This is a genomic window from Streptomyces sp. NPDC046335 (assembly GCF_055587985.1).
The window spans coordinates 752,961-775,471 of the sequence record NZ_JBVJFF010000001.1; the positions used below are offsets into that span (position 1 = coordinate 752,961).

A 22,511-nucleotide genomic window follows, 5' to 3' on the forward strand; every position below is an offset into this window, starting at 1 on the left:
CGGGGCACCGCTGATCGCCGTACCGCTGGTCGCTTCGCCGCTGATCGATCCGTCGCTGGTCGCCCCGCCGCTCCGCTTCGTCCCGATCCGTCATCGGCCGTTCCCCTCCCCACCGTGCCTGTCCTGTCCTGTCCTGTCCCGGCCCCCGCCCCGGCCCGCCCCGGCCCCGAGAATCCAGGAGATTATGCGGAACCAGGGTTCAACAGGCCATAACCGGTCACACAGACCACGATGGACAGTGAGGCCCCACCGCGGCCCAGGAGCCCCAGGAGGTGTCCATGACGGAGGACGTCAGCGCCCGGCCCGCAGGGCCGCCGCCCGGCGCCGTGCCCGGTCGGGGGAGCAACGGGCACCCTCCCGGTGGCGTACTGGTCTCCATCGGCGCGCTGCTTCTCGGCATGCTGCTCGCGGCCCTCGACCAGACCATCGTCTCCACGGCCCTGCCCACGATCGTCAGTGAACTCGGCGGCATGGACCACCTGTCCTGGGTGGTCACCGCGTACATGCTGGCTGCGACGGCCGCGACGCCGCTCTGGGGCAAGCTCGGCGACCAGTACGGCCGGAAGAAGCTGTTTCAGACCGCCATCGTGATTTTCCTGGTCGGCTCGGCGCTGTGCGGCATGGCGCAGAACATGCCGCAGCTCATCGGTTTCCGCGCCCTGCAAGGCCTCGGCGGCGGCGGGCTCATGGTGCTCTCCATGGCGATCGTCGGCGACCTGGTCTCGCCGCGTGAGCGCGGCAAGTACCAGGGGCTCTTCGGCGCGGTCTTCGGCGCGACCAGCGTGCTCGGACCACTGCTCGGCGGCCTCTTCACCGAGCACCTGAGCTGGCGCTGGGTCTTCTACATCAACCTGCCCATCGGCGCGATCGCCCTGCTCGTCATCGCCACCACGCTGCACATCCCGGTCCGCGACACCAAGCACACCATCGACTACCTGGGCACCTTCCTGATCGCGTCCGTCGCGACCTGCCTGGTCCTCGTCGCCTCGCTCGGCGGCACCACGTGGGCGTGGGCGTCCCCGCAGATCATCGGCCTCGCGGTACTGGGCGTGCTGCTCGCCGCGTTCTTCGTCGCCGTGGAGCGCAAGGCGGCGGAACCGGTGCTGCCGCTGAAACTGTTCCGAGTCCGCACCTTCACCCTCTCCGCGGTCATCAGCTTCATCGTGGGCTTCGCGATGTTCGGGGCGATGACCTACCTGCCGACGTTCCTCCAGGTCGTGCAGGGAGTCTCGCCGACCATGTCGGGCGTGCACATGCTGCCGATGGTGATCGGCATGCTCCTGTCGACGACGATCTCCGGGCAGATCGTCAGCCGCACCGGCCGCTGGAAGGTCTTCCCGGTCGCGGGCACGGCGATCACGGCGCTGGGCCTCTTCCTCCTCCACCAGTTGGACGAGCACAGCGGCACGGGCGTGATGAGCGCCTTCTTCTTCGTCTTCGGCCTTGGCCTCGGCCTGGTCATGCAGGTGCTCGTGCTCATCGTGCAGAACGCCGTGGACTACCAGGACCTGGGCGTGGCGACCTCCGGCGCGACCTTCTTCCGCTCGATCGGCGCCTCCTTCGGCGTCGCCATCTTCGGCACGATCTTCACCAACCGCCTCGGCGACAAGCTGACCGACGCCCTCGCGGGCCGGCAACTGCCGCCCGGCGTGAGCGTGTCCGGCCTGGAGGCCGACCCGCGCGGCATCGCCGGGCTCCCCGCGGCGCTGCGCGCCGACGCCCTGCACGCCTACGCCTCGTCCATCACGGACGTCTTCCTGTACGCGGTGCCGGTCGCGCTGCTCGCCTTCGTCCTCGCCTGGTTCCTGCGCGAGGACAAGCTGAGGGGTTCGGTCACGGCGCCCGACCCCACGCAGACGCTGGCCAGCAACCCCGTCGAGCGTTCGTCGTACGACGAGGTGGCGCGGGCGCTGTCGGTGCTCGGCACGCGGGAGGGCCGCAGGAAGATCTACGAGCGCATCACCGAGCGCGCGGGCTACGACCTGCTGCCCGCGGCGAGCTGGCTGCTCCTGCGCATCGCCCGGCACGGCTCGGTCGAACCGGGCGTACTCGCCGAACGGACCTCGGTCCCGCTGTCCGTGATCACGGCGGCGGCCCGCCAGGTCGAGGAGCGGCGCCTCGCCGAACGGCGTGGCCTGGACATGTACCTGACCGACAGCGGCCGCGAAGCCGCGGGCAAGCTGGCGAGTGCCCGGCAGGAGTCCCTGGCCGAGCTGCTCGGCGACTGGTGGGGCCCGGAACGCCCGACCGACCTGGCCCGCCTGGTCGAGCTGCTGAGCGCGGAACTGTGCGGCTCGGAATCGGAGCGGCCGTACAACGGCGCGACGGTGGTCCGCGCGGCGTGAGGGGGCGGGCCGTAAGCGGCGCAATGCCCGGCGTGGGCCGACGCCGGCCTCAGCCGAGGTTCTTGGCGTACCAGTGCTCCGCGTACATGCGGTCGCTGTACGGCTCGGTCTCCTCGTATCCGTGCCGGGAGTACAGCGCGCGGGCCTCCACGAGGTCGCCGCGGGTGTCGAGGATGATCCGCTCGGCACCCAGCGCGCGGGCCGCGTCCTCCGCGGCGGCGAGCAGTACGGGCGCACCGCCGAGCCCGCGCAGATCCTCGCGCACGAAGACCCGCTTGAGTTCGGCGAGCCCGGGCTCCAGCAGCCGTACCCCCGCCGTTCCGCCGGGCTCGTCCCCGTACCGCGCGACGAGCAGCACCCCGTCCGGCGGGGCGAGATCGGCTCCGGTCTCCGCTGCGACCTCACGCTCCAGCTCGGCGGGGTCGGTGGGCCGCCCGTCGTGCAGCAGGTACCAGCGGTCGCTGACTTCCGTGTAGTACGCGCGCCAGAGCGCGGCGACGACGTCGGAGTCGTACGGCTCGGGGGCGACGGTCCAGGAGATGGTGGCGCGGGCGGAGGCTGTGGTCATGGCGACGATCTCAGACCACGACGGCGGCGCCGCGCAAGCGGTTTGCCCGCGCGACGCCGCCGTTGCCCGCCGGAAGCTCAGCCCTTGGGCGCTGCCTGCTGCACGACCTCGAAGGACCACACCGAGGAGCCGGTCGAGGCCGGCTTCGGGCGGTCGCCGCCGCCTTCGCCGCCGCCCTGGTGCGCGGCCTTCATGGGCCCCTCCATCCACGCCTGGAACGACGCCTCGTCGCGCCAGCGGGTGTAGACGAGGTACTGGTCCGTGCCTTCGACCGGGCGGAGCAGCTCGAACCACTCGAAGCCGTCGGAGTTCTCCACCGTGCCCGCGCGGGACGCGAAGCGCTTCTCCAGGACTTCGCGCTGTTCCTCTGGGACGGTGAGGGCGTTGATCTTCACGATGCTCATGCGGTCCATCCTGCCGTAAAGAGGGGCGGCGGGGTGCTCCGGTCCCCGCCGCCCCTCGGCGTCCGTCAGAGCCGCAGCAGACGCTCGGCCGTCTCGCGGTAGTCGCGCAGGGCCAGGCGGAGCTGCTCGGTGTCCGTGGTCGCCGCCTCGGCGTGCGCGCCGCCCTCGGTGGGCAGCGCGCCGCCCGGGGCCACGCCCGCGGCCCGGGCGTGCGCGGGGGCCGCGGCCTCGCCGGGGGTGAGTCCGACGGACGGGGAGCCGCCCGGTGCGACGCCCGTGCCGGACGCCTCGCCCGGTGCGGCGGCCGGCGCCGGAGACCCGGTGCCGCGGGTCTCCTCGCCGCGGGCCGGGGTGGACTGCCAGGACGTGCGCAGGGCGCGGCGGCGCTTCGCCAGGGTGTCCGTGAGGCGGGCGATCGTGTCCTCCAGGACACTGTCGACCTCCTCGACGGCCCCGCGCGGGGCGTCCACGAAGCCGTTGACGGCGTTCTGCAGACGCAGGGTCAGCTTGTCGCGCTCATCGGGCGGGAACAGAGCGGTGTCAGCCATGCTGTACTCCCCTTCGGGTGATGCCGGTCGAGCGCTTGCCGGTCAGATGCTTGCCGGAGCGTGCGGTGGAGTGGCGGTCGTGGCCCTCCGTCATCAGGGCCTCGAAGAGCGCCCGCGCCTCGATCATGGCGGCGCGCATCTCCTCGGTGCTCGCCGCGCTCTCCCCGCCGCCTGCCACGCCGTCGTTGGAGCCCGCCGTGCCCGACGTGCCCGCCGTGCCCGCCGTGTTCCGCTCGGCGCCCGTCGTGCCGAGCGCCGCGCGGTGCACCCTGCGGTAGCCGTGGACGTGGTGGGCGTGGTGCACGGACAGCGCGTCGACCTGGTCCTCGTAGTGGCCGCCGGTGGGGAAGCCGCGGGCGCCGGCCAGCTCGTCGATGAGGTGGTCCGCCTCGGCGACGGCCTGGCGCGGGGAGTCGACGAAGCGCTCCTGGGCGAGGTTCCAGCGGGCGGAGAACTGCTCGCGGGCCGCGGGCTCCAACGGCCGTACGCGCAAGTCGCCGTGGCGCTTCACGCGCTCCGCGAGGTCACGCTCGGCCGCTTTGGTGTCGCCGTCGTGGCGGGCCACCGCGTGGTCGTACTCGGGGCCGAACCGGCGCTTGAGGCTCTGCCCGCCGCCCGCACGCAGCCGCCCGCGGATCAGTACGGCGAACACGGCGGCGGCGATGACGACGACGACCGCGATCAGAACGATGATCATGACTGTGGACATGGATGGGTGCCTTCCCGGGGGGTGGGCCTTGAGGCGCCGGGGCGATCTCGGCGTGCCGCCTCGACGACTGTCCCCCAGACGAGTTGCCCGGAAGCCGCCCGTCAAACGGGCCCCCGGGAAGCAGCGCGTGAGCGACAATCGTGCTCTCGCCGCACCGAGTCGAAGGAGCGTACGCACGTGCTGGAGCTGACGATGGCCTCGGTGTCCGGGGTGGACGCGGACGCGGGCGCGACCGCGGGCATGCTCATGGCCGACGCGCCGAGCGATCCGGGTGCGGTGCTGCGCGTGGGGCGTGACCGGAGCGTCTGCCGCCTGGTGACGCCCGACGACTGGCTGTTCGTGTCCCGTACGCATCTGGAGTTCCGCTGCGGTCCCGACGGGGCCTGGTCGGTGATCTGGGTGCGCGGTTCGAACCCCGACCCCGCGTCGGAGGTCCGGGTCGTCTCCGGGGGAGCGGCGTGGTCCCTCGCGTACGGAGAGGCGGCGCCGCTCGGCCGGGGCGGCTCGGGCGAGGTGGTCATCCGGGACAGGTCGGGGCCGCGGAGCGTGAACGTCGGCTTCTACCACGAGGGTTGAGCCTCGGAGAGGGATCGATCCGCGGAGAAGGGTGTCTCTCGGGGTCCGAGGGGCCCCGGGCCGGCGTCAGGCCAGTACGCGGGCCACCGCGAAGCCGTCGTACCCCTTGATGCCCACCGTCTGCACGGCGGTGGCGCTCAGCCTCGGGTGCCGCGCCATGAGTTCGAGCGCGTCGCGGGTGCCGCGCACGCTCGGGTCGGTGCTCGTGGGGTCGGTGACAGCGCCGCCGCGTACGACGTTGTCGAGGACGATGAGGCTGCCGGGGCGGGTGAGCTTCAGGGCCCACTCCACGTAGTGCGGGTTGTTGACCTTGTCGGCGTCGATGAAGACGAAGTCGAACGGGGCCGTGTCCTCGGCGCCGAGCCCGGCGAGCGAGTCCAGGGCCGGGCCCACGCGGATGTCGACGACCTTGTCGAGTCCGGCGCGGGCGATGTTGGCGCGGGCCACGTCCGCGTGCTTCGCCTGATACTCCAGGGTGACGAGGCGGCCGTCCGCGGGCAGGGCGCGGGCCAGCCAGATCGTGCTGTAGCCGCCGAGGGTGCCGATCTCCAGGATGCGGTGGGCGCCCTGGACCTGGGCGAGGAGCTGGAGCAGCTTGCCCTGGTTCGGTGCCACGTTGATGTGCGGCAAGCTGGCCGCGTCGCTGTCACGGAGGGCTGCGGCGAGCGCCTCGTCGGCGGGGGCGAGCAGGTCCGTGAAGTAGTCGTCGACGGCGTTCCACTGCTGCTGGCTCATGTGGGTGTTCGTTCCCTTCGACTGTCTAGTTAGGTTCGCTAACGAGACTAGCCGAGCCGGGGGCCCGTGTCAGAAGGACTGCCGGGTCAGAAGGACTGCCCTGTCAGGTGGGCTCACCCCTCCACGGCCGGGAGCGAACCCGGCAGCGGCTTCCGTGCCGATTCCGTCATGTACCAGACCGCGATGCCGCCCACGACCGCCGCCGCCATCATGTAGTACGCGGGCATCATCTTGTCGCCCGTAGCGCCGATCAGTGCCGTCACCACCAGCGGAGTCGTGCCGCCGAAGATCGAGACGGAGATGTTGAAGCCGATCGAGAGCGAGCCGTAGCGGACCTTCGTCGGGAAGAGGGCGGGGAGCGTGGACGGCATCGAGGCCGTGAAGCAGACCAGGAGCAGGCCGAGGGACCCGAGGCCGAGACCGATCGCCCAGAGGGAGCCGTTGCGGATCAGCAGGAGGGCGGGGATCGACAGGGCGAGGAAGCCCACGCAGCCCGCGGCGATCACCGGGCGGCGGCCCACACGGTCCGTGAGCGCGCCCGCGAACGGCTGGACGCACATCATCAGGGCCATGACGGCGAGGATGACGAGGAGGCCGTGCGTCTCGTCGTACTTCAGCTCGCTGGTGAGATAGCTGGGCATGTACGAGAGCAGCATGTAGTCCGTGACGTTGAAGACCAGGACCAGGCCCATGCACAGGAGCAGCGCCTTCCACTGACCCGTGACCATGTCGCGCAGCCGGGCCTTCGAGCGGCTCTGCTCGTCCTTGTGGGCCTTCTCCAGTTCCGCGGCGAACGCCGGGGTCTCCTCAAGGCGCATCCGCAGGTACAGGCCGATCAGGCCCATCGGGCCCGCGATCAGGAACGGGATGCGCCAGCCCCAGGAGAGCAGGTCGTCGGTGGAGAGGAGCGCGGTCATCAGGGTGACGAGACCGGCGCCGCCGATGTAGCCCGCCAGCGTGCCGAACTCCAGCCAGCTGCCGAGGAAGCCCCGCTTCTTGTCGGGGGCGTACTCCGCGATGAAGGTCGCCGCGCCCGCGTACTCGCCGCCCGTGGAGAAGCCCTGCACCAGGCGGGCCAGGAGCAGCAGCACCGGGGCGCCCACGCCGATCGACGCGTACGACGGGATCAGGCCGATCGCGAACGTGCCCGCGGCCATCATGATCATGGTCACCGCCAGCACCTTCTGGCGGCCCACGCGGTCGCCGAGCGGGCCGAAGACCATGCCGCCCAGCGGCCGGATCAGGAAGGCCGCGGCGAAGGCGCCGAAGGTGGACAGGAGCTGGGCCGTCGGGTCGCCCGAGGGGAAGAACACCTTGCCCAGGGTCACGGCGATGTAGCTGTAGACGCCGAAGTCGAACCACTCCATCGCGTTGCCGAGGGCGGCCGCCTTCACCGCGCGCTTGACCATCGCGGGGTCGGTGACGGTGACGCCTGCTGCGGCGTCCGGGGCTGCGGGGTCCGCGGGCCGGGGGACGGTCCCCGGTGCGGGCTCGGGCTTCCGGAGGGCGACGGAGGTGGCGTTCACCAAGGGTTCGCTCGCCTGCTTTCGGTCGACGACAAGGGCGGGGCCGCCCGCGGAAACCGGGGCGGCCCGAAATCGACCATAGGTGCATAAGCCATCATCACGTACGGTCACAGCCTGGCCGCACAGGGCGGCAAAACCGCTCCTATGCAGGTCAAACGGCCTTTCTTTCAGCAGTGCGGACAAGCTCCCTTTGTGATCTATGTCGCGAGCCCGGCCGGGAACCGCTCCCGACCGGCCCGGATATTCCCTTTGTGATCAACAGCCCCAGCTGTCGCGTAAGCGATGGTCCTTCGTGTTTTGGTCGGGCAATGTGCCCCAAAAGCAGATAGAAAGCGGGGGGCGGCCGCCAGGCGAACCGGTGGTTGCGCGCGTCTCAGAGGACAGGACCGAAGACAGCACCGAAGACAGCACCGAAGCCAGGACGAATCCGGGTGGGAGGGCCGACGCGGCGTGGCGGACGTTGAGCACAGGGGACCGGGCAATGCTCTGGGAGCCGGGCGGGCCGACGGACCCGGGGCGCGGATCGGAGCGGCCCGTGCCGCCCTCTGGCTGATCGCGACGGTCCTGGCGGTCCGGCAGGTGGCCGCCGTCCTGAGCACCCCCAGCGGGGAACGGCTCACCGATCTGGAGACCTGGATCGGGCCGGAGGGCGTCCTCCGCGTGAAGGGCTCCTTCTACGACGCGGACAGATTCACCGGGACCCCCTTCGCCGGCCTCGTCCTCAAGCCGCTCGCCCGCTCCGGGGAGCAGGCGCTCGGCTGGATGTGGACCTTCGGCACGCTCGGCCTGGTGATCTCGCTCGGCCTGGTCGCCGCCCGTGCCCTGCCGCGGCCGGTCTCCCGGCGCACCTCGCTGCTCGCCGCCCCCGTGGCGATCAGCCTGCTCATCCTGTCGCTGCCGGTCCGCAACGCCCTCCACCTCGGCCAGACCAGCATCCTCCCGGTGCTGCTCGTGCTCCTCGGTCTCTTCGCCGTGCGCGGCGAGCGGGCCAGCGGCGTACTGATCGGCGTCGGCGCGGCGCTCCAGCCGACCATGCTGCTCTTCGCCGCCCTGCTCTGGTGCACGGGGCGCAGGAAGGCCGCCGTGTCCGCCGGTGCCGGCTTCGCCGCCTGCACGGCGCTCGCCTGGGCCGCCATGCCGCGCGACTCATGGACGTACTGGGTCCACCACCTCGCAGGAGCGGGCCTCGGCGCGAGCCCGGACGCCAACGCCAACCAGTCGCTGCACGGCATGCTGCTCCGCCTCGGCCTCACGGGCCCGGTGGAGATCGCGCTGTTCCTGGCCCTGGGCGCGGCCGTCGCCCTCCTCGGGCTGCGCCGCGCGGTGCGCTTCGCCGAGGACGGGCAGCTCCTCCTCGCCGTCGCGATCACCGGCTGCGTCGTCGTCGCGGTGTCGCCCACGACCTGGCAGCACCAGCTCCTGTGGGTGCTCTTCGCGGTGGTCGGCCGGGTCGGCAAGCGCCGCTCCGACCGGTACATGTGGCCGGTGGCCGTCGTCCTCGTGTCGACGCTGCCCGCCAAGATGATGCTGCCGAACATGCCGGTCACCGAGCCGGTCCGCGACAACATCGTGCTGATCGCGGCGCTCGCCGCCGCCACGGTCGTGCCGTTCCTTTCCCGCGCCCACCCCCAGTACCGCAGCCCTCTCCCGGCCGACTACGCCGAGACCGTGCCCGCCCGCTGGTCCCGGGTGCCGCTCGTGCCGTTCTTCCGGCGCGTCCTGACCCGCCCGAACCTGCTCCTCGAACTGCTGCTGATCCGCGTCGGCTACGCCGCGTACCAGCAGGTCAGGCTCGCGGCGACCGGCGGCACCATCTCCGGCGGCCGGGCGAGGGCCGAGCACCACGGCGAGCAGATCCACGCGGCCGAGCGGTTCCTGCGCATCGACATCGAGCACTGGGTCAACCACGCGGTGGCCACGGGTGGCCGCCTGGAGGCGTTCTTCAACTTCTACTACACGTCGTTCCACTTCGTGGTGCCGCTGAGCGTCCTCGCCGTCCTGTACGTGCGGCGTCCCGCCGACTACCGCTGGGCGCGCTCCGCGCTCGGCTGCGCCACGGTCCTCGCCCTCGTCGGCTTCTGGGCCTATCCGCTCGCCCCGCCGCGCCTGATGCCCGGCCTCGGCTTCATCGACACGGTGCATGGCGTGCAGGACTTCACCAAGCCGAACTACGGCACGCTGACCGATCTCACCAACCAGTACGCGGCGATGCCCTCGCTGCACTTCGGCTGGTCCCTGTGGTGCGGCCTGGTCATCGCGGTCCTCGCGCCGAAGTGGTGGATGAAGGCCCTCGGCACGCTGCATCCGCTCCTCACGGCCTCCGCGATCGTGGCGACCGGCAACCACTGGGTGCTCGACGCGGTGGGCGGCGCGGCCGTGGTCGGCGCGGGCTTCGGCCTGACCTACCTCGTATCGGGGCCCCGGGTGAGCCGCGGCCGGCCCGTCAGCGGCAGGTCGCGGGACGACTCGGCGAAGGACCGTACCCCGAGCTGATCCGGTAGGTGCCCGGCTCCGGCACCGAGAGGCGGGTGAACTCGCCCTGGCGCCGGAGGCAGGCACCCTGCGCCCGCAGCCACGGCGAGTACACGAGGCGGACCGTCACCGAGCCCCGCTCGGGGACGCGCACCACCATGTCGGAGCCCGTGGTGCGGACGACGGACGCGGGGCGCGAGACCAGCGGCACCGGGTCCTTCACCCGCAGGATCTGCCAGTGCGCGTCCTGCCACACCGGGTCCAGCCACTTCGGGCCGCTCGCCACCAGCGCCGCCTCGTCCTCGGCGGGCCCGTCCGGCTTGCCCGATGGCAGCACGACGTACCCGACGGCCCACTTGTCCAGCCAGGCGCGGTAGGTGGCCGCGGAGAACGTGCCGTCGTAGAAGAGGCGCCCGCGTTCGATGTCGAGCTGGCGGTTCCAGCCGCGCGCCATGTTCACGTAGGGGGCGAGCGCGGTGGCCTCGCGGTGGTTGCGGGCCGGGACCACCTCGACGCGGACCCGGTCGGCGCCGAGCCGCTCCAGCTCGCGCACCACCCCCCGGGTGTCGGCCGCCCAGGCGGGCACCTTCGTGGAGACGGCCAGGTCGTCGCAGGTCTTCTGGACCACCCAGGCCGAGGAGAGGACCAGGGCCACCGCGAGGATGATCCGCCGCGACCGGACGAGTCCGGGCGCGAGCAGGGCGGCGAGCAGCGCCGCGGGGCCGACCAGCTCCGCGAGGCGCTCGACGTTCGTGCCGATGGGTGACGGGGTGAGGTACGTGAGGACGGTCCCGGCCGCGTAGACCCCCGCGGCCCAGCGCAGCACCCGCCACTCGCGCGGCGCCGCCACCACCAGGGCCAGGCCGAAGAGGACCGGCGGGTAGATCCGGTCGGAGGGCATCAGCTGTTCGCCGTTGAACGGGAAGAGCAGCGTGGTGGTCGCCACGACCAGGAAGGGCGGCGCGATCAGGACCGCCGCGCGCACCCAGTCGCGTACGAAGAAGTAGCCCGCGCCCGCCACCACCAGGAAGAGCCCCGCCACGGGGGAGCCCATGGCGGCGAGCGCCGCGCACCCGGCGGCCACGGCCGCGCGCCGTTCCCGTACGAGCGCCAGGCAGGCCGCGAGGCCGAAGGCCAGGCCGAGCGCGAACGTCGTGCGGCCCGATGCGACGTTGCACCAGATGCCGAGCGAGGCGAGCACCGCGGGCCACAGGGGCCGGTGGACGCCGGTGCGCCCGATGAGCGCGGCGACCAGCCAGGCGCCCGCGACCCCGGAGAGCACCGTCACGGTCTTCACGCCCGCCGCGGCCATCAGATAGGGCGAGATGAGGCTGTAGTTGGCGGTGTGCATGCCGCCGTACCAGAAGAGGTTGTACGCGGCTGCCCCGTGCTCCGAGGCGAACCGCGCCCATGCCTCCTGCGCCGCCAGGTCACCGCCGCCGGTGGCGAGGAACGCCGCCCACACCGCGTACAGGGGCAGGGTGGGGACGGTGGCGAGCAGGGGTACGCGGTGTCTGCGGCAGAGCCCGCGGAGCGAGGAATTCCGCTCGCTGGGCGCGCTGCCGGACGGGGCGATCGAGAAGTCGGCAGAGACCACGGCCACCGTTTCCGTTCGGCATCCTGACGCCTGACGTCCCGGAGTCCTCGGCGTCCTGACGTGTCGGCGTCCTGAAAGGCAAGGTTCACCTCCCAGGACGCGGCACGCAACGGAAACGTTGGTTCCGTAAAGGGGACGGCCGGAAACGGCGGTCAGCCGGTGCTGACCCGCAGCTCCTTCACGCCGTTCAGCCAGGCCGAGCGGAGTCTGCGCGGCTCGCCCGTCAGGTGGAGCCCCGGCATGGCGTCGGCGACCGCGTTGAAGATGAGGTTGATCTCCAGGACGGCCAGGGACTTGCCGAGGCAGAAGTGCGGGCCGCCGCCGCCGAAGCCCAGGTGGGGGTTGGGGTCGCGGGTGATGTCGAAGGTGCCGGGGTCGTCGAAGACCTCGGGGTCGTTGTTGGCGGAGGAGTAGAAGATGCCGACCCGGTCGCCCGCCTTGATCCTCGCGCCGCCGAGCTCCGTGTCCTGTGTCGCCGTGCGCTGGAAGGAGACCACGGGGGTCGCCCAGCGCACGATCTCCTCCGCGGTGGTCGCGGGGCGCTCGCGTTTGAAGAGCTCCCACTGGTCCGGGTGGGTAAGGAGGGCGTGCATGCCGTGGGTGATGGCGTTGCGGGTGGTCTCGTTGCCGGCGACCGCGAGCAGGATCACGAAGAAGCCGAACTCGTCGGAGGAGAGGTTGCCCTCGTCCTCCGCCGCCACCAACTGGCTGACGATGTCCTTGGCGGGGCACTCCTTGCGGGCGACGGCGAGGTTCATGGCGTAGGAGACGATCTCCATCGCGGCCTCGGCCCCGACCTCCGCCGTGATGGCGTATTCCGGGTCGTCGTAGGCCGCCATCTTGTTCGACCAGTCGAAGATCTTGGAGCGGTCGCCCTGGGGTACGCCGATCAGCTCGGCGATGGCCTGGAGCGGCAGTTCGACGGCGACATCGGTGACGAAGTCGAAACCGCCGTCGGGGCCCGCGTTCTCGAGCGCCGCCGCGACGACCGAGCCCGCGCGGGCGCGCAGCGCGTCCTCCAGCGAGCGGATGGCGCGGGGCGTGAAGCCGCGCTGCACGATCTGCCGTACGCGGGTGTGCTCGGGCGGGTCCATGTTGAGCATGATCAGCCGCTGGGCGTCGATCGCGTCGCGGCTGATCGACTCGTTGAAGCGGATGATCGCGGTGTTGAGGTAGGAGGAGAACAGCTCCGGGTGCGTGGAGACGTACTTGACGTCCTCGTGCCGGGTGACGGCCCAGTACCCCGCGTCGTCGAAGCCGGATATGCGGGGCGGCTGGACGATCCAGCGCACCGGTTCGGTCTGGCGCAGGGTCGCGAACTCCGGGAGCGGTACGCGGTCTTGGAGCAGGTCGGGGTCGGTGAAGTCGAACCCGTCGGGCAGCGCTGGACAGGGCATCGGCAACTCCAGGTCTGACGGGTCATCAGGAGATGTGCTCGCAAGGTAATAACGGGTTCTACAAGTCGCAAGGGCCGCGACGGGGTCCTTGCCGGGCGATGGGGGGCCGCGCGGGGTGGCTCGGGCGGTCTCGGGGCGTGCAAGACCCTTGCGGCGCCGGGGTCGGGCTCAGCAGACTGCTGTGCAGAACTAGAACGCGTACTAGTTACTACTGGTTACACTCGCGAGCCGCCGGGACGGCTCGCGGGACGTGGACGGAGAGGACCAGCCCCATGGCCGCGGAACCTGTCATCGTCGAAGCCGTACGCACCCCCATCGGCAAGCGCGCGGGCGCGCTCGCCAACCTCCACCCCGCCTATCTGCTCGGGGAGACCTACCGCGAAGTCCTCGGCCGCACCGGCATCCACGCGGACTGCGTCGAGCAGATCGTCGGCGGCACGGTGACGCACGCCGGCGAGCAGTCCATGAACCCGGCGCGCACGGCCTGGCTCACCATGGGGCTTCCGTACGAGACGGCGGCGACGACGGTGGACTGCCAGTGCGGCTCGTCGCAGCAGGCCAGCCACATGGTCGCCAACATGGTCGCGGCCGGGGTCATCGACGTCGGGATCAGCTGCGGCGTGGAGGCGATGTCGCGGGTGCCGCTGGGGTCCGGGTCCAAGCATGGCCCCGGGAAGCCGTTCCCCGACGAGTGGAACGTGGACTTGCCGAATCAGTTCGAGGCCGCCGAGCGCATCGCCCGCAAGCGGGGGCTCACCCGGGAGAACGTGGACTCCCTCGGGCTCATCTCGCAGGAGCGGGCGGCCACGGCGTGGTCGGAGGGACGCTTCAAACGCGAGACGTTCGCCGTCCAGGTGCCCACCACCGAGGAGGAGCAGGCCGCCGGGCAGGGCATGTGGCGGCTCGTCGACCGGGACGAGGGGCTGCGCGACACGACGATGGAGGGGCTCGGCGGTCTGAAGCCGGTCATGCCGACCGCCGTGCACACGGCGGGCAACTCCTCGCAGATCTCCGACGGGGCGGCGGCCATCATGTGGGCGTCCAAGCGGATGGCCCGGGCGCTCAAGCTGAAGCCGCGGGCCCGGATCGTCGCCCAGGCGCTGGTCGGCGCCGATCCGCACTTCCATCTCGACGGGCCGGTCGACGCGACGCGGGCGGTGCTCGGCAAGGCGGGGATGTCCCTGAAGGACATCGACATCGTGGAGGTCAACGAGGCGTTCGCCTCGGTGGTGCTGAGCTGGGCGCAGGTCTTCGGGCAGGACCTGGAGAAGGTGAACGTCAACGGCGGCGCGATCGCCCTCGGTCACCCCGTGGGGGCGACCGGGGCGCGGCTCATCACGACGGCATTACATGAGCTTGAGCGGCGGGACAAGGAATTCGCGCTGGTCACGATGTGTGCGGGGGGTGCGGTGGCCACTGGGACGATCTTGCAGCGGCTGTAGTGGCCGGGGGGCTCCCGCCGCGCCTGGCTTCGCGCCCCGCCATCACCGGCTCCGCCGAGTTCGTCCTCAAGCGCCGGACGGGCTTGAAGGGGCTTCGGGCGCCGTGATCACCGGCTCCGCCGAGTTCGTCCTCAAACGCCGGACGGGCTTGGAGGGGCTTCGGGGCGCCGGACGGGCTTGGGGCGGCTTCGGGGCGTGCTCGGCGGGGAGGTCAGTACCAGCCGTTCGCCTGCCAGTGGGCCCATGCGCCGGTCGGGCTGCCGTAGCGGTCGTTCATGTACTTGAGGCCCCATTCGATCTGGGTCTCGGGGTTGGTCTTCCAGTCCTTGCCCGCCGAGGCCATCTTGGAGCCGGGGAGGGCCTGGACCAGGCCGTACGCGCCCGAGGAGGAGTTCGTCGCGCTGGGGTTCCAGCCGCTCTCGTGCGACACGATCTTGTCGAACGCGGCGAACTGCGCGGGGTCCTTGATCTTCTGCTTCGCGATCGCCTTGGCGGACGTCGGAGCGGCGGCGGGAGAGCCGGGAGCGGCGGGAGCGGCGGCCGGGGCGGTGGCCTTCGCGCTGGTCGGGGTGGCTGCCTGAGCGGGGGCCGCGGCGAAGACCAGGCCGGACGCGGCGGCGGCGACGAGGCCGCCGGTGATGGCCTTCTTCGGGGAAGCGACGCGGCGGATGAGCGAGGCGGACACTGAGGACCTTCCGGTGGGGGACGGGGGTCGCGGCGCACGCCGTGGAACGCGGGGGACATGCGGAGGCGCCGAGATCCCGAGGGGTCGTCGGCGCCTTGCGACTCATCCAGCGAAACAGGGGCGCGGACCTGCCGCAATGCCCCCTTTTACTAGTTGATGCCGGAAGTAGGGACGTTCTTCCGTGGGTGAGCCGGCTCTCCACCGGCAGGTCGGGACGGGTCCTGAGGCGGTCGCGTCAGGATCTGCGGCTACGGCCCCGCCTCGTAGAGGACCAAGGACCTGTGGGCCGCCTCACGGACGCGCCGCTCCGAGGTGACGGTCCGCGCAGACGCGCCTACCGCTCGGGAGCCTCGAAGGTGACCGGCGCCTCGAAGGCCGCCCGCCGCGTGGCCCGCCGCAGGGCCTTGAGTACCGCGGGGCCGAGCGTCAGGCTCAGCACGGCAGTGACGACGGCCCGGGGCAGGTCCCAGCCCATGGACGTCGCCAGGCAGTACGCGACGAAGCGGCCGAGGTTGTCCGCGAGGGGGTCGCCGGGGACGAAGGAGACGCCGGTGGCGAGGCCGCCGAGGTAGGGCCAGCCCTGGAGGTTCATCACCGTGCCGTAGGCGATCGAGGACACCGCCCCGTACGCCGTCAGCAGCCACAGCTCGCGGCGGCCCCGCAGGCTGTCGGGGCCCGGCAGCAGGCCCGCGCCCATGCAGACCCAGCCCATCGACAGCATCTGGAACGGCATCCACGGCCCCACCCCGCCGGTGAGCAGCGCCGAAGCGGACATCGACACCGCCCCCAGCACGAACCCGAAGCCAGGCCCGAGCACCCGCCCGCTCAGCACCATCAGGAAGAACATGGGCTCGATGCCCGCCGTGCCCGCGCCCAGCGGCCGCAGCGCGGCACCCGCGGCGGCCAGTACGCCCAGCATGGCGATGGCCTTGGCGTCCAGGCCGACGTCCGCGATGGTCGCCACGACCACGGCGAGCAGCAGCGGCAGCAGCGCCGCGAACAGCCACGGCGCGTCCTGCGCGTGGTCGGCGAGGCCCGACTCGCCGTCCGCGAGGAGCGGCCAGCCGAAGGCGGCCACACCGACCGCGCTGACCAGCACCAGCGCGGCGATCGAGCGGCGGCCCAGGCGGACGGGGACGGGTCGGGACCGGGTCTGCACGGGGGCTCCGCTCATGGCGTCGTCCCCTCCGCCGCGTTCAGCGCCTCGCGCACCTGCGCCACCGTCAGCCACTCCCTCGGCGCGAGGATCTTGGTCACCTGCGGTGCGAAGGAGGGCGAGGAGACCACGATCTGCGGGGTCGGCCCGTCGGCGACGACCTCGCCGTCCGCGAGGATCACCACCCGGTGGGCGATCTCCGCGGCCAGTTCCACGTCGTGCGTGGCGAGGACGATCGCGTGGCCCTCGGCCGCGAGCCCGCGCAGGATCGCGACCAGGCGGGCCTTGGCCGCGTAGTCGAGGCCGCGGGTCGGCTCGTCGAGGAGGAGCAGGGGCGGGCGCGCGGTCAGGACGATCGCCAGGGCGAGCGCGAGGCGCTGGCCCTCGGAGAGGTCACGGGGGTGCGTGTCGTCCGCGATGCCGGGCAGCAGCTCGGTCACCAGGGCCCGGCAGGACCCGGGCGCCGCGTCCGCGTCCCGGTCGGCGGCGACGCACTCGGCGGCCACGGTGTCCGCGTAGAGGAGGTCGCGAGGTTCCTGGGGGACGAGGCCGACGTGCTTGATCAGGTGGCGCGGGGCGGTGCGGTGGGGGACCGCCCCGCCGACGCGCGCCGAACCCGACGTGGGTTCGAGCAGGCCGACCAGGGTGGAGAGCAGGGTCGACTTTCCGGCGCCGTTGCGGCCCATGAGGGCGACGGTCTCGCCGGGCGTGACGGTCAGGTCGACGCGGCGCAGCGCCTCGACCCGGCCGCGCCGGACGGCGAGGCCCGCCACCGAGGCCGCCGGTGCGAGCGTGGACTCGGGGGCGCGCCCCCGTCGTGAGAGGGGCCTGCGGCTCCCGCGTTCGGGCCGCTGGGCGGCCGTCGCCTCCTGGCGCGGTGCCACGTCCGCGAGCCGGTCCCGCAGCACGCCCGCCCTGCGCCGCGCGTCCCGCACGGTCAGCGGCAGCGGCGACCAGCCGGCGAGGCGGCCGAGCGCGACCACCGGGGGCTGGACGGGCGAGCGGGCCATCAGCTCGGCCGGGTCGCCGAGCACCGGCGGCTCGCCGGGCGCCGCGAGGAGCAGGACCTGGTCCGCGTACTGCACGACCCGCTCAAGGCGGTGCTCGGCCATCAGCACGGTCGTGCCGAGGTCGTGCACGAGCCGCTGGAGCACGGCGAGGACCTCCTCGGCGGCGGCCGGGTCGAGCGCGGAGGTCGGCTCGTCGAGGACGAGAACCTGGGGGTGCGGGGTGAGGACCGAGCCGATCGCGACCCGTTGCCGCTGGCCGCCGGAGAGCGTGGCGATGGGCCGGTCGCGCAGATCGGCGAGACCGAGGAGGTCAAGGGTCTCCTCGACCCGCCTGCGCATCACGTCGGGGGCGAGGCCGAGCGACTCCATGCCGTACGCCAGCTCGTCCTCGACCGTGTCCGTCACGAAGTGCGCGAGGGGGTCCTGGCCGACGGTGCCGACGACGTCGGCGAGTTCACGGGGCTTGTGGGTACGGGTGTCGCGGCCCGCCACGGTCACCCGGCCGCGCAGGGTGCCGCCGGTGAAGTGCGGCACCAGGCCGCTCACCGTGCCGAGCAGCGTCGACTTGCCGACCCCGGACGGGCCGACGAGCAGCACGAGCTCGCCCTCGGGCACGGCGAGGTCGACCCCCTGGACCGTGGGTCCCGCTGCTCCCTCATACGTCACGGAGACGTCCTCGAAGCGGATCATGAGGTCTCCTCGGAAGGGGTGGGGGACGGCCCGGCGGGCGCGGGCTTGCGGAGCTGGACCGGTGGCTTCCCGCGGGGCGGCGCGGGGGCCTGTTCGCCCGTGGGGACCGGCGCCACGAAACCCGGCAGGAGGCCGACCAGGGCGGCGGCGGCGGGCCACAGCGGCAGCGTCGGGGCGGTCAGGGGCACGACGCCGGGGTGCAGGGCCGCCGTGTCGAAGGCGGCCGCCCAGATCGTCAGGCCCGCGACGGTGACCCCGGACCCGGCGACCAGCCAGGCGCGCACACCCCAGCGGTCGGGCCGGTAGCGGGTGCGCACCGAGCGGCGGCCGCCGAGCCGCAGCCCCGCGAGGGCCGCGAGCAGACCGCAGGTCAGGACGGGCAGCCCGTAGGAGGCACCCTGCGCGGTGAGCAGCCCGTACGTACCCACGCACACGCCCATCAGGCCGCCGAGGGTCAGCACGGCCGTCGCCACGCGCACCCGGCGCGAGACCGCGGCGCTGCGCCCGAACCCCCGCGCGTCCATCGCGGCGGCCAGCGCGACCGACCGCTCCAGGGCGCCTTCGAGCACCGGAAGTCCGACCTGGAGCAGCCCGCGCACCCCCCGGTCGGGGCGTCCGCGCAGGCGGCGCGCGGCCCGGAGCCGCCGCACGTCGGTGATGAGGTTCGGCGCGAAGGTCATCGCCACGACGACGGCGACCCCCACCTCGTAGAGCGCGCCCGGCAGTGACTTGAGGAGCCGGGCCGGTCCCGCGAGGGCGTTGGCGGCGCCCACGCAGATCAGCAGGCCCGCCAGTCTGATCCCGTCGTAGAGCGCGAAGAGGAGGCCCTCCGCCGTCACCCGGCCGCCGATCCGCACGCCCCTGGCCCAGTCGGGCAGCGGGACCTCGGGGAGCGTCACGACGGTGTGTGTGCCCGGGATCGGCGAGCCGAGCACGACCGCGAAGACCAGGCGGATGCCGATCACGACCAGGCCCAGCTTCACGAAGGCGCCGTACGACTTCGCCCAGGGCGCGGACGTCCTGCGCGCCGCCACGACGTAACCCGCGACGCCGATCAGCAGGCCGATGAGGAGCGGATTGGTCGTACGGGACGCGGCGGTGCCGAGGCCGAGGGCCCACAGCCACCAGGCGCCCGGGTGCAGCGCGTTGCTCCGGTGCGCCTCGGGGGCGAGGCGGCGCCCGAGGCGGCCGGGCGCGGTGCTGCCGTGGTGCGTCATGGTGCCGTCCGTGTCCGGTGCCGCGTCAGCCGCGGCGGCGACGGGTCTGCCAGAGCGCGGCGCCGCCGAGCAGCGCCACGGCGGCGACCCCGGCGATCAGGCCGACGGAGGGCCCGCCGTCGTCCTCGCCGTCCTCGTCGTCCTTGTTCCGGCCGGAGTCCGCCGCGTCCTGGCCGGAGTCCGCCGCCGCGGACGGCTCGCCGTCGCCGGAGACCTGCTCGCCGCAGCCCGCCTCGGGATAGCCGTCGATGGCGCAGAGCAGGGCCTTGCTGTCGTAGCGCAGCGGCTTCGCGACCGAGGCCAGGGCCTCGGCGCTGGTGGCGTCATCGGCGACCCGGGCGCAGGCGGTCCGCCGCTCGGGCGGCTTCTCGCCGCCGGGGGCGTCCGCTGCCCGGCCGTAGTCGATGACCAGGGCGACGCGCTTGCGGCCGTCCTCGGCAGGTGTGCCCGCGCAGATGTCGTCGAAGTCGGCGGCGCCGCGCGGCCTGGTGGCGTTGTCGGAGTCCGCGGAGACCGCGAAGCGGAACCCCTGCACGTCACCGTCGTCGGGCCGGGCGGTGCCAGGACCCTGGTTCGCGTACGTCCACGCGTCGCCGTCCCTGTCCCAGAACGACCAGTAGCGGTAGCCGGCCGCCGATGAGGGCGCGGCGGCGAGGACGCTCAGGAGGGCGGCGGCGAACGCCCCCGCCACCAGGCGCCCGCGCCACGCACGGCCCCGCGTCACGGCTGCTGCTTCTTGCGGTTGCCGCTGTACAGGAAGCCGATGCCGATGCCGGCGACCATGCCGACGCCGATGATCCACCAGATGCTGACGCCGCCGTCGTCGTCCTTCTTCTCGTCCGTGTCGGCCGCGGACGGCGACTTGGAGGCGGTCTCGGGGGCCGGGCCCTGGGCGTTGAGCTGCTTGACCAGGTCGGCGCCGCCGAAGTCCCGCGGGTCCATGCCCGCGGCGTGCGCGGCGAGGATCAGCTGGGCGTAGGCGGCGGGGCCCGACTGCTTCGCCCAGTCCGCGGAGTTCCCGGCGAGCCACTCGGCGGACTTCTCGGCCTGCTCCTTCTGCCCGGCGGCGGCGAGCGCCAGCACGGAGTCGGCGGTGTTGCCCTGGTCGGGCTGGTCCTTGGCGCCCGGCATCGAGGACATCAGGTGGTCGTCGGTGTCGCCGAGGGTCTTGAGGAGGTAGGCGGTGCCGTTGCTCGCGGCCTGCGACGCGGAGTCCGGCTTCGCGCACTCCGGGGTCCCGGACGCGGCCTTCTCGGCGGGCTCCACGACCAGGCCCTTGCCGAGGCTGCCGAGCACGCCGGCCGCGGTGGCGTCGGCGTTCGGCGAGAGCTTGCCGGACTTGGCGTCGGCGAGCCCGAAGGCGCCGCCGTCCTTGCCGCAGTCCATGGCGAGCTTCGGCAGCGCGTCATAGGCGGACTTGCCGGCCTTCTTGACGCTCGCCGGGTTCTGGCCCGCGGCGGCGAGCGCGCCGACGGCGATGCCGGTGGAGTTGGCGTCGGAGGGCAGCCCGGGGCTGTAGCCCCAGCCGCCGTCCTTGTTCTGCACCGACTTCAGCCAGCCGACGCTCTTGTCGACCGTCGCCGCCAGGTTCTTGTCCTTCTGTCCGAGCGCGGCGAGGGCCTGCACGGCGGCGGCGGTGGAGTTGCTGTCGACGGCCGTCTTCGCGTCGCACGGCTTGTCCGCGTCCGGGCGGTACGCCGCGAAGCCGCCGCTCGCGCACTGCTGCCCGGTGAGCCAGTCGACGGCCTTCGGCGCGGGCTCGACGCCCGCGGTGTGCTGGGCGAGCAGGGCGTACGACTGGCGGAAGACGCCGTCGAACTTCGGGTCGGTCTTTCCGTAGAGCCCCGAGGGGAGCGCGGGCGACGGCGACGGGCCGTCCGCGAAGGCCGCCGGTGCGGCGGCCGAGCCGAACACGGCCACTGCGGCCAGGACCGCTGCGCTGCGGCGAACGTTCATGATGCGGCGGGTTGCCTCTCCCTGCGGGGAGCGGGGCGGCACGGGCCCGTGCGAGCACGGCTTCCGGGCGGCTCCGGCTCCGTATACCTCGACGGTGCCGCTCACCGGGGGTCCCGGTGAAGCGAGCCGGTCACGCGCCGCGCAGGGCATTCCGGCTCACCACGGGCCATGGGCAGTGGTATACGGCTGCGGGTCAGCGCCGGGCTCCCACCGGCTTCCCCCTGCGCGGACGTGAGGACGACCCGCCCACTCTACCGGCCGGGGCCGAGGCGCTGGTGGTCACACCGCCACGTACGTCACCGGGTCGCTCCCCGCCACCGCCTCCGCGCGCCCCAGCCCGACCAGGCGCCGCACGTGGGCCTCCGCCTCCGAGACGGCGATGCCGCGGGAGCCGTAGGGGATCTCGGCCCAGGGGCGGTTCCACTCCATGCGTTCGGCGAGCCGCCAGGGGGTGAGGGGCTCGGCGAGGAGGGCGAGCAGCCCCGTCAGGCGCTCCTCGTGGTGGGCGAGGAGCTCGCGGACGCGGGCCGGGGCGTCGGTGAAGGCGCGCTGGTGGGCCGGGAGCACTTCGGCGGGGCCGAGGCGGCCGACGCGCTCCAGCGAGTCCAGGTAGTCGCCGAGGGGATCGGTGACCGTGTCGTCGTCCGGGTCCTCGTAGAGGCCGATGTGCGGGGTGATGCCGGGCAGCAGGTGGTCGCCGGAGAAGAGACGGCCGTTGCCCGGCAGCCCCGCCGGGTGGTCCTCCTCCAGGTGCAGGCAGACGTGGCCGGGGGTGTGGCCGGGCGTCCAGACCGCGCGCAGCCTGCGGCCCGGCAGGTCGAGGAGCTCGCCCGGGGTGATGGACCGGTCGGGCAGGGCGGGGTCGAGGCCGGGCAGCTTGCGGGGGCGGCCCTCGGCGGCGGCGCGGAGCAGCGGGGCGACGTGCTCGGCGGGGGCGCCGGCCGCGGTGAGCTTCGCGGCCATGTAGCCGTACCAGCGCTCGGGGGCGTGGGAGCGGGTGCGGCGCACCACGTCCGCGTCGGCCTCGTGCATGGCGATCCAGGCCCCGGAGGCCTCGCGGACCTTGGCCGAGAGGCCGTGGTGGTCGGGGTGGTGGTGGGTGATGAGGACCCCGGTCACGTCCTCGACGGCGGCGCCGCACGCGCGGAGCCCGGCGGCGAGGGCGGACCAGGACGTGGGGTCGTCCCAGCCGGTGTCGATCAGGACGGGGCCGCGGTCGGTGTCCAGGAGGTGCACGAGGGTGAAGCCGAGGGGGTTGTCGGGGATCGGGACCTTGATGCTCCAGACGCCTCCGCCGTGCTCGATCACCGGCGGGCCGCCCGGCCGTGCGCTCACCTGCGTCATGGGCGCCCTCGTCTCTGCTCGCTCCGTGCCGCTCGCGGTCCGCGATGCGGCCCCCGCCACTATAACTAGAACTAGTTCCAATGGTCGCCCAAGTCGACCGCCCGGCCCGGCCGTTGGCCCGCCTGTTGGTGACC

General features: G+C 72.9%; 19 protein-coding genes and 1 riboswitch. Of the genes, 4 read left to right on the forward strand and 15 right to left on the reverse strand.

Annotation, left to right across the window (positions count from 1 at the left end; translation table 11 throughout):
- The first annotated feature begins 278 nt into the window (after positions 1-278).
- Positions 279-2,345 carry an MFS transporter gene (locus ACZ6JY_RS03365; protein WP_469191708.1) on the forward strand — a complete coding sequence of 689 codons (2,067 nt, stop codon included), beginning with the start codon at positions 279-281 and terminating at the stop codon, positions 2,343-2,345.
- A 49-nt stretch (positions 2,346-2,394) separates the two neighbouring features.
- Here the strand turns inward: ACZ6JY_RS03365 and ACZ6JY_RS03370 are convergent, their stop codons facing one another.
- The 4 genes from ACZ6JY_RS03370 to ACZ6JY_RS03385 all read right to left on the reverse strand — a co-directional run bounded on the left by ACZ6JY_RS03370 (position 2,395) and on the right by ACZ6JY_RS03385 (position 4,574).
- Positions 2,395-2,913, reverse strand: a complete 519-nt coding sequence (locus ACZ6JY_RS03370) for a GNAT family N-acetyltransferase (RefSeq protein WP_469191710.1) — start codon at positions 2,911-2,913, stop codon at positions 2,395-2,397.
- A gap of 77 nt (positions 2,914-2,990) precedes the next feature.
- Positions 2,991-3,317 carry an antibiotic biosynthesis monooxygenase family protein gene (locus ACZ6JY_RS03375; protein WP_469191712.1) on the reverse strand — a complete coding sequence of 109 codons (327 nt, stop codon included), beginning with the start codon at positions 3,315-3,317 and terminating at the stop codon, positions 2,991-2,993.
- Positions 3,318-3,382: 65 nt separating this feature from the next.
- Positions 3,383-3,865, reverse strand: coding sequence for a hypothetical protein (locus tag ACZ6JY_RS03380; protein WP_469191714.1), 483 nt, complete (start codon positions 3,863-3,865; stop codon positions 3,383-3,385).
- Positions 3,858-4,574 (reverse strand): hypothetical protein, encoded by a 717-nt coding sequence (locus tag ACZ6JY_RS03385; protein ID WP_469191716.1) that lies wholly within the window; start codon positions 4,572-4,574, stop codon positions 3,858-3,860. The genes ACZ6JY_RS03380 and ACZ6JY_RS03385 overlap by 8 nt, the downstream gene beginning before the upstream one ends.
- 177 nt (positions 4,575-4,751) lie before the next feature.
- Between ACZ6JY_RS03385 and ACZ6JY_RS03390 the strand changes: the two genes are divergently transcribed.
- A complete protein-coding gene (locus ACZ6JY_RS03390; protein ID WP_469191718.1) occupies positions 4,752-5,150 on the forward strand; it encodes an FHA domain-containing protein in 399 nt (132 codons plus the stop codon).
- A gap of 66 nt (positions 5,151-5,216) precedes the next feature.
- Here the strand turns inward: ACZ6JY_RS03390 and ACZ6JY_RS03395 are convergent, their stop codons facing one another.
- Together ACZ6JY_RS03395 and proP are read right to left on the reverse strand one after the other, a co-directional pair.
- The gene (locus ACZ6JY_RS03395) at positions 5,217-5,885 is read right to left on the reverse strand and encodes an O-methyltransferase (protein WP_469191720.1); all 669 of its coding nucleotides are present in this window, start codon (positions 5,883-5,885) and stop codon (positions 5,217-5,219) included.
- A 113-nt stretch (positions 5,886-5,998) separates the two neighbouring features.
- A complete protein-coding gene (proP, locus tag ACZ6JY_RS03400) occupies positions 5,999-7,411 on the reverse strand; it encodes a glycine betaine/L-proline transporter ProP (protein ID WP_469191722.1) in 1,413 nt (470 codons plus the stop codon).
- A 450-nt stretch (positions 7,412-7,861) separates the two neighbouring features.
- Here proP and ACZ6JY_RS03405 point away from each other — a divergent pair, with 450 nt between their 5' ends.
- Positions 7,862-9,904 (forward strand): bifunctional glycosyltransferase 87/phosphatase PAP2 family protein, encoded by a 2,043-nt coding sequence (locus ACZ6JY_RS03405; protein WP_469191724.1) that lies wholly within the window; start codon positions 7,862-7,864, stop codon positions 9,902-9,904.
- Here the strand turns inward: ACZ6JY_RS03405 and ACZ6JY_RS03410 are convergent.
- Together ACZ6JY_RS03410 and ACZ6JY_RS03415 are read right to left on the reverse strand one after the other, a co-directional pair.
- A complete protein-coding gene (locus tag ACZ6JY_RS03410) occupies positions 9,855-11,486 on the reverse strand; it encodes a hypothetical protein (protein WP_469191726.1) in 1,632 nt (543 codons plus the stop codon). The genes ACZ6JY_RS03405 and ACZ6JY_RS03410 overlap by 50 nt on opposite strands.
- 146 nt (positions 11,487-11,632) lie before the next feature.
- Positions 11,633-12,877, reverse strand: coding sequence for a cytochrome P450 (locus ACZ6JY_RS03415; protein WP_469191728.1), 1,245 nt, complete (start codon positions 12,875-12,877; stop codon positions 11,633-11,635).
- Positions 12,878-13,149: 272 nt separating this feature from the next.
- Here ACZ6JY_RS03415 and ACZ6JY_RS03420 point away from each other — a divergent pair, with 272 nt between their 5' ends.
- Positions 13,150-14,319 carry a steroid 3-ketoacyl-CoA thiolase gene (locus tag ACZ6JY_RS03420; RefSeq protein ID WP_469191730.1) on the forward strand — a complete coding sequence of 390 codons (1,170 nt, stop codon included), beginning with the start codon at positions 13,150-13,152 and terminating at the stop codon, positions 14,317-14,319.
- 211 nt (positions 14,320-14,530) lie between these two features.
- Here ACZ6JY_RS03420 and ACZ6JY_RS03425 read toward each other — a convergent pair whose 3' ends face one another.
- The 7 genes from ACZ6JY_RS03425 to ACZ6JY_RS03455 all read right to left on the reverse strand — a co-directional run bounded on the left by ACZ6JY_RS03425 (position 14,531) and on the right by ACZ6JY_RS03455 (position 22,377).
- Positions 14,531-15,004: a lytic transglycosylase domain-containing protein gene (locus ACZ6JY_RS03425; RefSeq protein ID WP_469191732.1), complete on the reverse strand. Its 474-nt coding sequence runs from the start codon at positions 15,002-15,004 to the stop codon at positions 14,531-14,533.
- A 334-nt stretch (positions 15,005-15,338) separates the two neighbouring features.
- Positions 15,339-16,178, reverse strand: coding sequence for an ECF transporter S component (locus tag ACZ6JY_RS03430; protein WP_469191734.1), 840 nt, complete (start codon positions 16,176-16,178; stop codon positions 15,339-15,341).
- Positions 16,175-17,860: an ABC transporter ATP-binding protein gene (locus ACZ6JY_RS03435; RefSeq protein ID WP_469191736.1), complete on the reverse strand. Its 1,686-nt coding sequence runs from the start codon at positions 17,858-17,860 to the stop codon at positions 16,175-16,177. Before ACZ6JY_RS03435 ends, ACZ6JY_RS03430 begins: the two co-directional genes overlap by 4 nt.
- A complete protein-coding gene (locus ACZ6JY_RS03440) occupies positions 17,857-19,077 on the reverse strand; it encodes an energy-coupling factor transporter transmembrane component T (RefSeq protein WP_469191738.1) in 1,221 nt (406 codons plus the stop codon). Before ACZ6JY_RS03440 ends, ACZ6JY_RS03435 begins: the two co-directional genes overlap by 4 nt.
- Before the next feature lie 25 nt (positions 19,078-19,102).
- Positions 19,103-19,801 carry an SCO2322 family protein gene (locus ACZ6JY_RS03445; RefSeq protein WP_469191740.1) on the reverse strand — a complete coding sequence of 233 codons (699 nt, stop codon included), beginning with the start codon at positions 19,799-19,801 and terminating at the stop codon, positions 19,103-19,105.
- A complete protein-coding gene (locus tag ACZ6JY_RS03450) occupies positions 19,798-21,033 on the reverse strand; it encodes a prenyltransferase/squalene oxidase repeat-containing protein (protein WP_469191742.1) in 1,236 nt (411 codons plus the stop codon). The genes ACZ6JY_RS03445 and ACZ6JY_RS03450 overlap by 4 nt, the downstream gene beginning before the upstream one ends.
- Before the next feature lie 144 nt (positions 21,034-21,177).
- A riboswitch (cobalamin riboswitch) is annotated at positions 21,178-21,254 on the reverse strand.
- Positions 21,255-21,312: 58 nt separating this feature from the next.
- Positions 21,313-22,377, reverse strand: coding sequence for an MBL fold metallo-hydrolase (locus ACZ6JY_RS03455; protein ID WP_469191744.1), 1,065 nt, complete (start codon positions 22,375-22,377; stop codon positions 21,313-21,315).
- Positions 22,378-22,511 lie beyond the last annotated feature (134 nt).

Coding starts and splice junctions, on each gene's coding strand:
- ACZ6JY_RS03365 (WP_469191708.1), top strand. CDS start 279: ATGACGGAGGACGTCAGCGCCCGGCCCGCAGGGCCGCCGCCCGGCGCC.
- ACZ6JY_RS03370 (WP_469191710.1), bottom strand. CDS start 2,913: ATGACCACAGCCTCCGCCCGCGCCACCATCTCCTGGACCGTCGCCCCC.
- ACZ6JY_RS03375 (WP_469191712.1), bottom strand. CDS start 3,317: ATGAGCATCGTGAAGATCAACGCCCTCACCGTCCCAGAGGAACAGCGC.
- ACZ6JY_RS03380 (WP_469191714.1), bottom strand. CDS start 3,865: ATGGCTGACACCGCTCTGTTCCCGCCCGATGAGCGCGACAAGCTGACC.
- ACZ6JY_RS03385 (WP_469191716.1), bottom strand. CDS start 4,574: ATGTCCACAGTCATGATCATCGTTCTGATCGCGGTCGTCGTCGTCATC.
- ACZ6JY_RS03395 (WP_469191720.1), bottom strand. CDS start 5,885: ATGAGCCAGCAGCAGTGGAACGCCGTCGACGACTACTTCACGGACCTG.
- ACZ6JY_RS03415 (WP_469191728.1), bottom strand. CDS start 12,877: ATGCCCTGTCCAGCGCTGCCCGACGGGTTCGACTTCACCGACCCCGAC.
- ACZ6JY_RS03420 (WP_469191730.1), top strand. CDS start 13,150: ATGGCCGCGGAACCTGTCATCGTCGAAGCCGTACGCACCCCCATCGGC.
- ACZ6JY_RS03430 (WP_469191734.1), bottom strand. CDS start 16,178: ATGAGCGGAGCCCCCGTGCAGACCCGGTCCCGACCCGTCCCCGTCCGC.
- ACZ6JY_RS03435 (WP_469191736.1), bottom strand. CDS start 17,860: ATGATCCGCTTCGAGGACGTCTCCGTGACGTATGAGGGAGCAGCGGGA.
- ACZ6JY_RS03440 (WP_469191738.1), bottom strand. CDS start 19,077: ATGACGCACCACGGCAGCACCGCGCCCGGCCGCCTCGGGCGCCGCCTC.
- ACZ6JY_RS03450 (WP_469191742.1), bottom strand. CDS start 21,033: ATGAACGTTCGCCGCAGCGCAGCGGTCCTGGCCGCAGTGGCCGTGTTC.
- ACZ6JY_RS03455 (WP_469191744.1), bottom strand. CDS start 22,377: ATGACGCAGGTGAGCGCACGGCCGGGCGGCCCGCCGGTGATCGAGCAC.